General features: G+C 34.6%; 11 protein-coding genes. 1 reads left to right on the forward strand and 10 read right to left on the reverse strand.

From position 1 onward, the window contains the following. Positions 1-114 precede the first annotated feature (114 nt). Positions 115-597 (reverse strand): hypothetical protein, encoded by a 483-nt coding sequence (locus MKL62_RS15775; protein ID WP_004741978.1) that lies wholly within the window; start codon positions 595-597, stop codon positions 115-117. Positions 598-686: 89 nt separating this feature from the next. Between MKL62_RS15775 and MKL62_RS15780 the strand changes: the two genes are divergently transcribed. Further along, positions 687-899 carry a helix-turn-helix domain-containing protein gene (locus MKL62_RS15780; RefSeq protein ID WP_002132310.1) on the forward strand — a complete coding sequence of 71 codons (213 nt, stop codon included), beginning with the start codon at positions 687-689 and terminating at the stop codon, positions 897-899. Here MKL62_RS15780 and MKL62_RS15785 read toward each other — a convergent pair. The 9 genes from MKL62_RS15785 to glmS all read right to left on the reverse strand — a co-directional run bounded on the left by MKL62_RS15785 (position 896) and on the right by glmS (position 15224). Next, a complete protein-coding gene (locus MKL62_RS15785) occupies positions 896-1972 on the reverse strand; it encodes a response regulator (RefSeq protein ID WP_002132345.1) in 1077 nt (358 codons plus the stop codon). The two genes, MKL62_RS15780 and MKL62_RS15785, sit on opposite strands and share 4 nt — an antisense overlap. Next, complete coding sequence (locus MKL62_RS15790; RefSeq protein ID WP_002132328.1) at positions 1965-4223, reverse strand: sensor histidine kinase; 2259 nt, start codon at positions 4221-4223, stop codon at positions 1965-1967. Before MKL62_RS15790 ends, MKL62_RS15785 begins: the two co-directional genes overlap by 8 nt. Then, the gene (locus MKL62_RS15795) at positions 4223-5479 is read right to left on the reverse strand and encodes a DNA cytosine methyltransferase (RefSeq protein ID WP_002132284.1); all 1257 of its coding nucleotides are present in this window, start codon (positions 5477-5479) and stop codon (positions 4223-4225) included. The genes MKL62_RS15790 and MKL62_RS15795 overlap by 1 nt, the downstream gene beginning before the upstream one ends. 69 nt (positions 5480-5548) lie before the next feature. Beyond that, complete coding sequence (locus MKL62_RS15800; protein WP_002132452.1) at positions 5549-7153, reverse strand: Tn7-like element transposition protein TnsE; 1605 nt, start codon at positions 7151-7153, stop codon at positions 5549-5551. Then, complete coding sequence (locus MKL62_RS15805) at positions 7146-8669, reverse strand: TnsD family Tn7-like transposition protein (RefSeq protein WP_002132297.1); 1524 nt, start codon at positions 8667-8669, stop codon at positions 7146-7148. The genes MKL62_RS15800 and MKL62_RS15805 overlap by 8 nt, the downstream gene beginning before the upstream one ends. A 13-nt stretch (positions 8670-8682) precedes the next feature. Next, positions 8683-10329 (reverse strand): AAA family ATPase, encoded by a 1647-nt coding sequence (locus MKL62_RS15810; RefSeq protein ID WP_002132421.1) that lies wholly within the window; start codon positions 10327-10329, stop codon positions 8683-8685. After that, entirely contained in the window at positions 10330-12417 is a 2088-nt protein-coding gene (locus tag MKL62_RS15815; RefSeq protein ID WP_002132379.1) for a TnsB C-terminal domain-containing protein, read from the reverse strand. Further along, entirely contained in the window at positions 12401-13234 is an 834-nt protein-coding gene (locus tag MKL62_RS15820; RefSeq protein WP_002132325.1) for a heteromeric transposase endonuclease subunit TnsA, read from the reverse strand. The genes MKL62_RS15815 and MKL62_RS15820 overlap by 17 nt, the downstream gene beginning before the upstream one ends. 151 nt (positions 13235-13385) lie before the next feature. Continuing rightward, complete coding sequence (gene glmS, locus MKL62_RS15825; RefSeq protein ID WP_000334178.1) at positions 13386-15224, reverse strand: glutamine--fructose-6-phosphate transaminase (isomerizing); 1839 nt, start codon at positions 15222-15224, stop codon at positions 13386-13388. Positions 15225-15230 lie beyond the last annotated feature (6 nt).

Here is a 15230-nt window from a genome sequence, read left to right on the forward strand (position 1 = left end):
AAGGAAGAAAAAATAAAGTTTCATACTCAGCTATATCTTTTCTTCCATTTTTATTTCTTATGGAGTAATAAAGTTTCATACTGAAATGAAACTTTAGGTTCCTTTAAACTATTTTCATATCAATGATGTTAGAAAGTTAGTGTAAGCTTTCAGTTTTTCGATATCTTGAAGTAATTGGTTTTTTCTTCGTAGTATTTCATTTTTTAATTCTGGAAAGTCCATAAGTGCTAGTTCAGAAGCATCAATTTGGCTTTCGCAAATCTTTTGTTTTTCTTTTAATTCTTTAGTTTTTAATTCAAGTTTTTCTAAATCATGTATCACGGTATGATTTTCAAATTGTTTTCTAAAGTCGTTCATACTTTCTGTCTCGACAAATGTTGAAAGTCTTGAGTTGTCATGATGAATATTTTTGGCCAAGTAACCTTGTTTCACTAGTTTTCTTAAAAGTCTATAAAGTTGCTGTTGGTTGATACGTTGCTTTTCATCTTTTGAAAGATTCAAGTTGTTCCAAATTTTGTTTGATGTCCATCCATCAATTTGGTTGTGGGAGAGAAGTAAAAGAAAAGATTGAAAGATAGGGGAAGCAATTTGTTTCATGATGAAAAACTAGAAAACATAAAAAGAGGATTATAGTCCGTGGATATATAGTCCTCAAATAGTGATAGTTCTGTTTTTTAAGCATTTGAATGTTTATGTCAGAACTTACTATTCAATTTGGGCAATTGGTTCGTAAATACAGAAAAGAAAGAAACATGTCACAAGAGCAACTGGCATTACTCTGTAACATGGATCGGAGTTATTTAGGAAGAATTGAAAGAGGAGAAGTTAATCCTACTTTGGAAAAAATCTATGAAATAGCATCGGCTTTAAATATATCAGCCAATTCTTTATTACCTTAAGTTGATGGGCGTGTATCTGTTTTTAATAGTTGCTCTACATAACTTTCCTCATGATGCAAATCAGGCTGTCCTTGACGAGCATAATAACTAGAAAAGCGACCTAAAATATCACTAATAAAGTATGGAGATATTTGAATTTTAACTTCACTAAAAATTCGTATTAGATCATCTTTAGAGTAGCTTTGAACAGATGTGAAGTCGATGAACCCACCTTCGAAAGGGCTTAATTTAGGTAAATAGTGATATTCTTGTTTCTTGTTATGTAACATTGGTTCGAGTTTCTGCTTTCTTGAATTAGTTGCTTCATTTCCAGGGAAATTATTACGAATATAAGCTAATGGTGGAATAATTTCAGCCAATAATATACATCTAGCTTTTGATTGAGCAAAATCGCAAGCTGGTGTTAATACGATATGATATTGATTAGCTGAAAGGCTTTTAATAATACTCCCAGTTTTGATTTCTTTATTAATTGGAGGAAAAATATACATTTCTTCTAGGAAATATTTATCATCTGTCTCGTCGATATGTTGAGTAAGATGATTCAATGTATGACGTAAAATTGCTTTTTTAACTAAATCTTTGTTCTGGTATCCAATCCATTGTTTCTTCTGATGGTATATATTTTTATAAAAAACCTCTTTTAAAAAATCTTGAATTTGACCTTTAGCATTGAATAAATCATTGAATCCAAAATCTTTGGTTCTTTTTAAATCAATTAGTATGTTATCAATAATATTTTCTTGTTCACCTTTTCTATAAACCTCGATAAAACTATATTCAGCAAGTTCATCTGGGGTACCCGTATATACGACAATAGGAACTATTAACTTTTCATCTAAAATGTAATTAACAATTTCTTTCCCACCTTCCACCCCTCCATGCAATGAAAGGTCTAGAATGATTCCATCAAAAGAATTACTTGAGATGATTTTTATCGCATCTTCATATGTTTTTGCTATTTCAAGAGACGTCTCAATTGAATGTTCATCATCAAATAGTTCGATAGATGATTTAAAAACATCAATATCAGATTGATTATCTTCTACTAATAAAATATTTAAATTATTCATTATTTTCACCTTTAAGCGTCATCTTAAAAAGAGCCCCTCCATTATTTTCAATAGATTGTAGCTTTAAATTATTTCTTATTGCTGCTTCACCAGCTATAGCTAAACCTAATCCACTGCCACCTTCTGGTTTACCTGAGAACTCGGGATTAAATATTATTTCACTTTCAATATCCTCAGCTTTGATTCCTGGTCCTGAGTCTTTAAAAATAATATCAGTCAATATTCCATTATTTTCATTTACAATGATTTCAAGAGTTTTAGTAGAAGAGTTTGTACTTGTCATCCAATAAATACTATTTTCTATTAAATTAAAAAATATTGCTGCTATATCCTGATCCCAACATAAAATTTCGATTGTATCTGAGCAAGTAAACTTGACTTGTATATCATTCGATATAAGGTCTGATTCGAAGATATTTAAAGTCCCTTTAATAATTTTTTTTAAATTTTCATTCTTTCTATTTGGGCGTCTAGCTGTAGCTAAAGGATCTATTTTTTTAAATAATAAGACAAAGCTTTTTGAATTTTTTAGTACGCCATCTACACGTTCAAGAACTTTAGCATAATGAAGTTCATTACCACTTTCATTGTATTTATCTTTCCATTTTTTTAAATTAGGGATTTCATTTTGAAAATAATTTAAAGGCCTTCTACCTTCATGAATAAGTCTATTTACAATTTTACCTAATGTTGCTTGACCCTGATATGTTGCAATAGCTTTTTTAATAAATTGAAGTTCAATATTTTTCTTTTGATTATCCTCATTGACCAAGCCAATAATGTCATTGGAAATTTTTTCTTTAATTGAAGACTCTAAATTTGAATTGTTAAGAGTTTTTTGAATTTTTTCAGATAAGTTTTCACTTGAAAGAATATTATCTAATTTTTCTTCTATTGTTTCTTTTTTCCGAGATTTACCCGAAGATTCACGATATTTAAAGCGATAAATTTCTAAATGACGGAGTACTTGCTGAGAGATATCGACTAGATTTTTATAAGCATCATTTTCTCTTAGACCATCACGAGCACTTTTTTCAAACAAATTAGAAAGCTCTTCTGACTGGATCCTTACATATCCAATAACTTGATTCTCACTAAGTCTCATGGAAGGATTATTTACACGTTGTAAGTTCATCTCCAACCAATCGTAACCATTATCTCCCAAAGGTCTTATTCTAAATCCGTTTCTAAATACTCCGACACCGTGGTATTTTCTTAATAATCCTTTGATATCTTGTCGACTCAATTCTGAGTTGCTTCCAGACTTTTGTGTTCTTATTAGTAAGTCCTTTAATGCATCAGTTTCTAGATCATAAACCCTATAATCAAACTTTAGTGATCCACATTTTGTTGGTTGATAGTAGTCAAATGATATTTTAATATCAGGTAGGTTTTCTTCTTTTTGACAAGAGTATACTAGTTCACCTTTGCCATTTTCAAAAACTTCTCCGCTGATTCTGTAGTCAAAGAAATCTACTATTGGAAAAGGTTTTATTTCAGTGTAAGACGCTTCATCATGAGAAAGCTTCAGGAAAATTTGAAAGTCATTTTTTTTGGAGTCTAAAGGTGAAATAAGTTTCTTTAATTCAAAAATCAATATATCAATATTGTCACGATCCCAAACCTTAAAATATTCTTCGTTACCGTGGATAACAAGTTTAGTCCCAGGTTCACCATATTCAAGTACGCGATCATCAATCTCTATTTTGATCTCATCTAAGTATCTAACTTTATTAAATTCATCCCAATCTATATCAGCTTGTACTTGATTTAAATCTTTAGTAATAGTGGTAATAGAGAGCTTATTTCCTAACAACGCCACAGCATATCTACCAATTCCTTTGCGACCTTGCATCATCCGATTTTTACTAGGACTTTGTTTTCTTATAAATTTATCATCTGTAGAAGGTACCATCCATTTATGCAAGAATGTATCTAGGTCCATACCATGACCATTATCTATTATAATAATTTCAACATTTTTCTTATTTTCATCTAAATTTATTTGAATTTTTATTTGATCAGCATCAGCATCATATGCATTTTTTACTAACTCAATAATTGCTGCGGCTTCATTTTGTATTAATTCTTTGCCAATAGTTGTTAAGTGCCTTCCTGAAGGTCGAATTCTTCTAACGGGATTTAATCTATGCAATAAATTAATTCGTTTACTTAGAGGGAGAGTATTACAGCTGAAAACTTCAAGACTTGGATTTTTTAGGTGAATATAATTAAGTTTTAGAGGGCTCATTACCAATCCTTTAATAATTTTTCTGCAATTTTTTGTGCAAGTAATACAGGTACTGCATTTCCAATCTGTTTAAAGGCACTTGTACGTGCTGGTTTTCCTGAAACATTTTCAAAATAATAATCATCAGGAAAACTTTGAATTCTTGCTGCTTCTCTAGGCGTCAATGAACGATTTTGATTTATATCAGGATGGATATAATGATGTCCATCTTTAGAGATATGTGCAACAATAGTATGGCAGGCGGTTAAATCTCCAGCAACTACTTTAAAACGATCAACAAAAGAATTACGCCCTTTATGACTTTTTAGGTGTTCAGGTAAGTCGTCATAATGAAGACGTCTTTTTTCAGTATTCCATAAATTAACAGCATGCTTATAAATTTCTAAATCTTGCTCAGAGTGTGGACGTGCCTCATGCCAAGTTAAAGGAAGATCAGTTGATATTTGAGCATCTTTCAGCCATTGCGATGGTTCAGAGATTGGTTCTAATGGGGAAGATTTACCTCCACCAGCATTTATTTTAGGAAGATCTTTAAGTAGATCCAAAACGGTTGCTTCTGGAGCCAATTTTTCAATTTCAGGGTAAAAAGATTTTTTACCACGATGTCCTCGTTTACCTACCAAAATTATTCGTTTTCGGTTCTGAAGAACACCGTATTCATTTGCAGATAAAACTCTATACTCAATTGAATAACCTATTTCGATAAATAGACTTTTCATTTTATCGAAATAAAACTCACCATTTGGATCTTTAGCGGTCAACAGTCCTAGTACATTTTCGAAAACAAAATATTTAGGCTTATATCTTTTTAGAAATTCTGCATAGTATTTATATAGATGATTACGAGGATCATCATCCATATTCCCTCGAGCTCGACCAATGAGTGAATAAGCTTGGCAAGGTGGACCACCAATAATTAGATCTAATTTTGAGGTATTTAATTGGCTATCAACTTTCTTAAAAATTGTTTTTAGAGTATCTGGGCCAATGAATTCATTGATCACTGAATCTATTTCGTTGGAAGGAACAGCATCATAGAGTTCTTGACGTGTTACTTCATTTTTTAAATATTTTGAATAGATGTCTAAAGCATTATTATTTTTTAGCCAATGAAATGCTTGTCGTGTTTTAAGCGTATAGCAGGCTGAAGCATCCGCTTCGACATGAGCAATTGGTTTAAATCCAGCGCGGATAAAACCCTCAGACAAGCCTCCAGCACCAGCAAATAAATCGAGAAATTTTAAAGGGCTAGACATACAACATCAAAAGCAAATAAATAATAGCCAAGATACCAGGAAATTCTAGATTTAGCAAAATTAACTCACTTACTTTGTCAACAAAGATTCTAATCTTTTCATCCATCCTTCTAATTCTTGTTCGGATATTTCTTGATTCTTTGAATTCATCCTAGGGTGATTTAATGTACTATTTTTATAGCAAATATTTTTAAAAATTCCTTTTGGCCAACGCAAACATTGAGTGACGACAAGCTCAAGAACTTTGGCACGATCAGTTTGGTTCCATTGATTCATGTCTTTAAGTGATAAGACACGAGTTGAAAGAGGCTTTTTATTATCAGAAGTATCTACCTCTAAGATCACAATATTTTGACCATTAAATTGGAAGCTGACTTCTGCCACACATCTAGGATTACCATCAGTCTTTATATGTTTGGAATGTCCTTGAATGTTAGGTAGTTTATGGAGTTGAAAGCTAAAATTTTTAACAGAGTTTTCTTTGCAAAATAAATCAATCATTTGTTGAAATGCAGAGAAACGATCAAGATACAGATGAAGGTCTTCAGTTCGATCCTCAACGCCATTAAATTCAGCGGAGGGGACAGTGCCTTCAAAAATAGGCTCGTTGGTGCTAACTTCCGAAGTCGCATTGTTAGATGGTAAATCTTGATCTTTTGTACCATGGTTTCTATGTCTAGATTTTTTTGAAGTTTTACGTGTTTCAATTGCTTCTAGGAAGTCGAAGTGTGTCGGTTCAACATCAATAATTTCAACATCATCGCTATTGCCATCTTCATCATCTTTGATGGTCGGTTCTTTTCCATTATTTTTAGTTCCTGAAGAGTTTTCACCTTTACCACCTGATTTAGACTCAGTGAATTTATCGCTATAGAACTCAACTTCTTTAGAAATTCGGCTTGAGATTCTTTCGAAACCTGATATTTCATTGACAAAAAACTCAGAAGTTTCAGCCTTGTAATAGCCATATGAATCAAAGATCACTCCATTGAGTTGAGGGGGATTAAAACAAAAACTCCATATACGATATTGGTCAACGTCATAGCCATATTTGGTACAAAACTGACTGATACTTTCAAAGGATTTTCGAATATCAGAATCAAGAAGGATCCAAGATAATACGCGTCGAATACCTGAATCATTGAAATGAGAAATAGGGTATGAGCAAGCTGGTAAAATATTGATAAGATAATGATCTCGATTTGAAACGATATCGAAATCGATACTCAAACTATTCTCTATAATTGCTGATCTTGCTAAATATGGCGTGTAGAAAAACAGAGATCTAGCGAGCTCAAATTGAGGAAGCTTAATTTTAATGGTTTCGGACATTGGCTGACCGAATTGATCTACACGGACTGCATCGAATAAGAAATAATGCTCTACAAACTTTCCTTTGGATAAGTTTGAATTATTGACAGAAGATAGCCAATCTTGAGTTGAACGAATTTTAAAGCGTAAATTGTAGCCTTTGGGATATTCTTGAGTGGGGTTGATGTGACTATTTTTTCTTAATAATTTTGCATTAGAAAAATTAGTGAAAGTCGTCTCAGGTATTTTATTTTCATTTTCCAAAGCTAGATTTATTGCCCAACTGCCTGAGGTATGTTTTTTAAACAAAGAACCAATCTTTTTTATTTTCATGTTCTTAGCGATATGACTTATCTTAGCCATGATTCATCCTTTTCATTTGATTTAGGAATTTGAGTGCTTCATCTGTTAATCGTTCTTCACTTAATCCTGAATGTCGTAATAATTGCCAACTCGCTGGGTACTGATTAATTTTTTGAAATTGAATAATGGTTCTAGTGATCCTTCGGATTTGATAACTGCTAATATCTTCTGAAAAGGTGCTCAGAAATTTATGTGTTAAGGGGAGCTGATATAGGTTTTTTTCTACGGTGGAGTGTTGTGGTAGTTGCTTGAGATACCAGTTTCTAGATTGCCTAGGTAAACTCAAATCGTCTAATGATTCATAGAGTATTTTGAATAATCGCTTCACCATTTGCCAATCCCTCAGAGGCCAATGTACTTTCTTGGGAATGCTTGTGGGCAAAGCGTGAAAGCTTCTATTTTTTGTGAGTAACCAAGTTTTATCATTGCGATAAAGCCATGCATATAAAGCAGCATTTTTGACTCTAGACGGTTTTATTCCAAAATTTTGAATCAAACACAGCCATTCATTACGTTTTTCTTTGAGTATCAATATGTCTTTGTACTTAGTTCTTTGAATAGGTGTATCAGTATTAGTGGGCTTAGCAGGCAATTGATGAATTTCATCTAGAATGGCTACCCATGTCCAGCCTTTAGGGGAAAACGTCTCTAAGACAATAATATGTTCAAGATAACTGAATGACTTACGATGCTTTCTAAAGAGAGCTCTAAGCCAACATGTTTCAGATTTCAGTTCATCTAGGTGATGTTGCTGTAACCATTTTAGCCCCCATGTTTTTATAACTGCTACATGAATTTTTGAATGATCAATGTGTTTAAAACCTCTGTTGAAACCTAATCGTTTTGCAGTACGCTGATAGAATTGACTCCATTGATGAAAGGTAGGTGATATTGTTGGAGGAAGGTTTAACAGCTCATCAACACGCCTACTCACGATTAGATCTAATTCATGAGCAGGGTTATGAGGTTGCTTGCGATCCAGGATAAAACTTGCAGGAATAAATTGATGTCGTCCATTCAAATGGGCTGGTGGTAAAAATTCTGACAATTTAACTTTATGTTTGCTACAGCAATTTGCTCCTTGAATGTACCAAAGTCTTGACCAAAAAAATTCTCCATATTGGTGATATTGTTCTTCTAAGCAATGGTAACAATAGCGATGCGTTGTTATCTGCTTAACTTTGGATGCCGCAACTCCTAATGCTAAATGGATAGAACCTTTTGATTGACTCCCCATCCAGTGAAGGCATTTTAACCGTGTATTTTCAGGAGAAAATAGAGCGTGGATTGGAAAAAGAGTATGTTCATAAACAATCTTTTCAAGTGTGTAGTTCGGTGATAAATGCGTTAACAGGCACATGAGATGGCTAGGTAAATCAATCGTGGCAATAACCTTACGATTAGCAAATACTTCTTCAAGTAATTGCTTAGGGCTTGTAATAGCATGATGAATTCCAGCTCTAGCTATCGTGCTATAAATTAATTCATTGGGATATGGTGTAGGAAAATTCAACATGCCAATTCCACTATTACATTGATTGCACCCAAGTTTGAGAATCAAAAATTAAATCGCTCGATTGAAGAACGTCATAAAAATTTTGGGATTTTTGCTTTTGAGAAAACTTAAACCTTAAATCATCTGACGGTAAGCTTATCCATTCACTTTGTTTTATTTTTCTGAGATTCATTTTTTCTGGTTTTGTTTCTTTATTCGCCTCAACTTCAGTGATCCAATTCGAAACGATAGGCATGAGCTCTTGCATATTGAGATGAGGGAAATCGACAAAGGCTTTTTTGATTACAGAAATTACTTTAGATTCTGGATATCCAGTGGCAATTAGTAGATTATGCAATCTTTGTGCATGTACATTTCCATTATATTGTTCAACTTTTTCTTGTTCTTCTTCTATTTTTTTCTGAAGTAGAAGTAATGTTTTGTCCACATATGGAATAGTTAAGTCAGAATAAAGTGCAATGCGATTAGGATCCCCAGACTTAAGCGCTTCTATCATTGGATGGACAAATTTAAGTTCATCCTCATAGACTTGTCTAAGCAAACTCGGCGTTATTCTTTCTAGTCCTGTCATGATCGCTCGGCATTGAGCCAAAACAAAAAGTTTAACGACTATATCCAGTACGCCCTGAGACAGTTCATACCAACAGTCTCGAATTTCTTCACTGAGTTGTGCTTTATTGGTTAGCCATTGGTATTTCCATAGGGCATTGGTGAAAGCCATCCATTCTGTTCTAGTTGCGGTATTTGATAATGGGGGATTGTTCTTCATAGGTTCCCATATAACAGCTCCGAAACCAGCCCCACGACGCGCTGAACGCAGATCTCCATCAAATATAAATTTGGCTTTGGGTGTGCCGACCATAACCACTGGCAAACCTACAACATTGATTAAGGTGACAAAGAAGTTCAGCATTTTTTCAGCACCACCTGAATTTTTAACACTCAGGTGTTGGATTTCATCAATGACGAGTACACCAATAGCATAGGTATTGGTAATTTGACGCATGTAGTTTAGTAGAGCTTCGATTCCTAATCTTTTTAAGGCAACTTTTCTTTCAAAATCTGTTCCTAATGCAACATCAATTGCCTTAAAGAAATGCAAACATAGATTTTTTAATGAGCCATCATGAGGGCAGTCTATTTTGAGATAAACGAGTTGAGTGAAGTTATATTTTTCATGATAAATCACTTGAGGATACAGGTTCAGAATTCGCTGTAGAGTTGTACTTTTGCCACTTCCTGAACAACCGATCAGTGAATAGCTTAAAGCTGTAGATTTTGGCGCATCAAAACGAAAGGCATTAATATCTCCCGACATAATACGCTCATAACCGTTTTGCAAATGTTGGTGCAATTTCCCATCAGCAATATTGCGCCCGACATAGCCTTGACGAATTAATATTGCAATTTTTTGTTCTAATGAAATATGCCGAGTAATCGGTTGAAAAAATTGATGAAGAAGTTGAGATGAAAGATGAATTCTTTCGTTCTTAGATCTCAGAATATCCTCAGGGTTAAAGTCCACCTTACCAATCAGATTAGCTTTGATATCTGCAATTTCTTGCATGATTGGTGGTAGAGCTTCAATAAATGGATTGTCTTTATATTCACCAAAACTAGGCGTGTAACGTGCTTGAATAAAATTTAATGGCAAAGTCATTTAGTCATCCTCACCAAATAATTCGTCTGTTAAGTCTGGATAATGAACCGCTTCAGCATCTTGAGGCTTAATTGAGGTTTTCAGTTTAGGCATTGGAATAATATTTGTATCCACTATTTCTTGCTGTTGTACCTTAGCTTTGCGTTCAATATTTTTTTCTTTTGCTTTATTTTCAGTGATTTCAGCGATTCGTTGAGATGGTTTAATTGGGCTCTTCGGATGCTTAGTATTAAGTTTCTCACTGATAAATACTTCAAGCTCTCTTCGTTTTTTTGAAGCCTCTAGTTCGTGCTGTACAAGGTGCTCTTTTTGGGCTTTTTGCCTTTCTTTAACTTCCCACAAAGTACAATCCATAAATTCTCTCGATCGATCGGAGAGAGACCCTATCCAGTATTCAAGACTACTATCTTTTGGAAAAATATAAATTTTATTCATTGAGTAGGGATCATAGGCAGCTTCAAAATTTTGAGGACGAGAACTTTGTGTCTTACGGTGTAACCAACCAAGATCGAGTACTTCTTTGGCTAGGTAGTAAAGACCAAATGCTTTGATGCCTAAGTCTGATATTGTGATTTTAGTACGTGGCAATAATGCAATTCTTAGTGCTTCCTCTGGAACACTTCTCAATTTTCCAGTTCTGTTTTGAATACCCCAATTCCATAAATGTAAGGGAATGGTTGGTAAGTCATTAGGCATGTCTGGCTCACGATCATACGTCTTTAGCACATGAAATTGATTATGCGAGATGATGCAGGCAAGAATGATTTCAGTAAATTGGTGAATATTTAATGTGGCATCTTGACGGTAATCATTACCACCAGTCTTTTTTACAGTGGTGCCTTCAACAACACCTTTTCCCTTACCTTCTTTTTTAAAATAAGCCTGATATGTATTGAAAGCTTGTTCCACGATGCCTTTAGCATCACCACGTCTTGCTGGCGCATTTTCGAGTCTTACAGCGAAAGTTTTTTCTAAAGCTTCAATTTGATAACCGAGTAGTTCTCCTCGATCCGCGAGTAAAGCATCAGGTAGACCAACAGCTGGCCAATCCTCTGGCTGAATTAAGATCCCATACTCAGCACAATACTGAACCTTATCGGTCATCGCTATATTCAATGCTTGTATTGCAGCTAAATATGAAGGTGATTCAAAACCTATATAAAAGCCTGCGACTAATCTACTGAAGACGTCAATCACAAAGTAAATGGTGGGTCTACCAACGATACTTTCTGGATTTGAATTTGAAACAAGATAAATATCAGCGATCGTGGCATCAATTTCATAACGTGCACCAGGGCCTAAGGCTTGAGCGTTAGATGTTGATTGCAAAGGACGATAGTCTTTGCGGTAGTTGGATGTACTAATACGAGCTTTTATGTTTTCAATTTTTTTGAATTCTTTTTCGTAGTAATACTTAAACTGCCATATTGTTGGGATATCTGATTCGGCTGTATCAGGATAGAGATTTTTATATGTGGTTTGAAATTTTCGATATACAAATGGAAGTGAATGTTTATTGTCTTTTAAAAAGAATAATTTAATGGTGCGATAAAAAAGTTTTTCAATGTCTTCATTAACATTAATGCCTTGTTCACTATTATAGATACGAGGTCGACCTAATTTTTTATCTTTAGCTGTTCTTTTTTGACCTTTAGCTCCACTATTTCTGTAATCAGGAAGTAATGCATTAGGAGTTTGTCCTCTTTGCCAATATCTACGAGCTAAGCGATAAATAGTTTGTTTGGTGACTTCATGTTGATCCATGATTTCACTAATTATTTTGCCTCTTTGAGCTGGAATATAAAATAATTCATGAGAAATTAGAGGGTGAATAAGAGCATAATTTTGGTCACGTTTTATTTCTTGTGTAGATCCTTTTTCGGGCTGAAAGAAGACAAGTGGCTCATGTGGGTCTACTGTTCTTTGGATACTGCTATCTTCTAAACCATTTAATATTTCTGTTTTAGTTATTTCGATGGGAAAAGCATTTTGAACGTCGAGATTAATCCAAACCACAGAGTGAGGCAGGATAGTTAGAATCCTAAATAAAGAACTTTCAAAACTTAATACTTCATTGATTTTCAGCATGAAGTACCTCATTCCAAATATTAAGTTGACCCAATTGAATATGATCTGTTCTTAGATCTTTAAATGAAATATTGAGATCAAATATGAAATACCGCTGAGCAAGTAAGTCTCTGATTTCTCTTAAAGATTGTCCTATTTCAAAATGATATTTTTGATCAATGATTCTCGTTAATTCATTAATCTTTTTAGACTTATTTTTACTAAAAATTTCTGCATAAAAGTTTAGTTTATCTAACGTATCTTGTTCACTCAGTTTCATAGTATTTATTGAGCTGTACATCCATTGAATATTTTGACTGACAATTCTAGGAACTTGATGTTCAGTAAAAATATAAAAAGGAATGTTTTGCTGTTTCCAATATTGTCGTTCGATTTCTATTTTTTCTATTGTACGTGGGTCATTGAGAGCATTTGAATATTTAACTTGGATTGCAAATTTAGGAGATATTGAATTATTTGTATCCACTAAAAAATCGCTTGTCATGATTTGATAGTGTTTCCCAAATCTAGGGTGAGCGATTCCAATTGTCTCCGCAATTTTTAGAGTTTGTTCGAGATCTAAGGGATATTGTTCTCGAATATCGATAGTAGTGGAATGCCATTCCAGTAATAAAAAAGCAGAAAGTTCTAGATCAGATAGAAGATGATGGGTTCTTTGGCTTTTATGACCAAAAACTCGGTGAGATCGACCTTCTGAACTCACATCTCGAATTGTAATCCAAGGCTTATAGTTATTTCCAAAACCCTGTCCTCGTCCTTCTTTAATCCACTTTTGAATTTTGAGTTCATGATTTTGTGTGTTCTTAAAATTAGCCATAAAAAAATCCACACAACATGCTTTTTAGAGCATAGCTTGTGTGGATTTTTTGAGCAATCTAGTATTACACTTTATTACTCAGTATGAGACTTTATTACTCAGTATGAAACTTTATTACTCTCATACAGCCTTAATAATGATCTTTTTTGAATTACTCTACAGTTACTGACTTCGCCAAGTTACGTGGCTGGTCAACGTCTGTACCACGTAATACAGCAACGTGATAAGACAATAACTGAACTGGTACGCTATAAATGATTGGTGCAAGCCATTCATTTACTGCTGGAATTTGTACAACGTGTTGACGATCTTTTTCGACTACACCGCTATTTTCATCAGCAAAAACGAATAACTCACCGCCACGCGCCTGAACTTCCTCCATATTCGACTTAAGCTTATCAAGCATTTCATCATTTGGAGCAAGAATCACGATTGGCATTTCAGTATCAACAAGTGCCAATGGGCCATGTTTTAACTCACCAGCCGCATAACCTTCTGCGTGAATATATGAAATTTCTTTAAGCTTTAAAGCACCTTCCAATGCGATTGGATAATGTGTGCCACGGCCTAAGAATAAACAGTGTTGTTTTTCAACGAACAATTCTGATAAACGTAAAATTTCAGCATCTTGCTTAAGCGTATCAAGAATGACTTTCGGGCTGTGCCACAATTCACGAGCAAGCTCTTCAATCATCACATTGCTAATACGTTGTTTAACTTGACCAATTTTCAAGATTAACAACATTAATGCAGCAAGCTGAGTCGTGAACGCTTTTGTTGATGCAACACCAATTTCAGGCCCAGCAAGGGTCAATAAGTGGTGATCAGTTTCACGTACCATTGAAGAAGTTGCGACGTTACAGATCGTTAAAGTCTGAATATCGATATTATTTGCTTTAGCACGTTTTTGAGTTTCACGTAGTGCAGCTAAGGTATCCGCTGTTTCGCCTGATTGTGAAATACAGATGTAAAGTGTATTTTCCACAATCACTGGTGAGCGATAACGGAATTCACTCGCAATCTCAACTTGGCAAGGCACACCAATCAATTGCTCAAACCAATATTTAGCGATCATTCCTGAGTGATAACTTGTACCACACGCAATAATTTGAACACTTTGAAGTTTACTGAAATCTGCATCAGCATCTTTCAAGAAATCATCACGTAAATTGTTGCCATCAAGTGCTTGAGAAATTGTTTGTTTGATTGCTTCAGGCTGCTCATAAATTTCTTTGAGCATGTAGTGTTTATATTCACCTTTTGAAGCGCTGCTTACAGTTGCATCAAGTTCTTTAACTGGACGTTCAACACGTTCACCTTTTACAAATACTTCAATTGAAGTACGAGTAAGACGAGCAATATCGCCTTCTTCTAAGTAAATAAAACGGTTCGTTACTGGTAAAAGGGCCAATTGGTCTGAACTGATAAAGTTTTCGCCAATACCCACACCGATTACAAGTGGTGAACCTTCACGTACAGTAATGAGTTCATCTGGGTAATCGCTGTGAATAATACCTAACGCATAGGCACCTTTAAGCTGAGGAACTACAGATTCTACTGCTTCAAGTAAACTATCAGTATTTTTTAGAGCTTCTGCAACTAAATGGGCTACCACTTCAGTATCTGTTTGAGAAGTAAATACATATCCTAAAGCTTGAAGGTCATCTTTAAGCTCTTGATAGTTCTCGATAATACCGTTGTGGACGACTGCTACCTTGCCTGACATGTGCGGGTGAGCATTATTTTCGGTTGGTTTACCATGTGTTGCCCAACGGGTATGAGCAATACCGATTGTCCCCGTGAGTTGTTGATCAGCAACGGCATCTTCAAGATTGATTACCTTACCAACACGACGTTCACGTAAAATCTGTTGCTTGTTCAGTAAAGCAACACCAGCCGAATCATAACCACGATATTCAAGACGTTTTAAACCTTCAATTAAAATCTCGGTTACACAACGTTCTGCAACGCCTCCGACGATACCACACATACTTCA

Origin of the sequence: Acinetobacter sp. AOR01_HL, assembly GCF_027855455.1 — a bacterium.
Lineage (GTDB): Bacteria > Pseudomonadota > Gammaproteobacteria > Pseudomonadales > Moraxellaceae > Acinetobacter > Acinetobacter baumannii.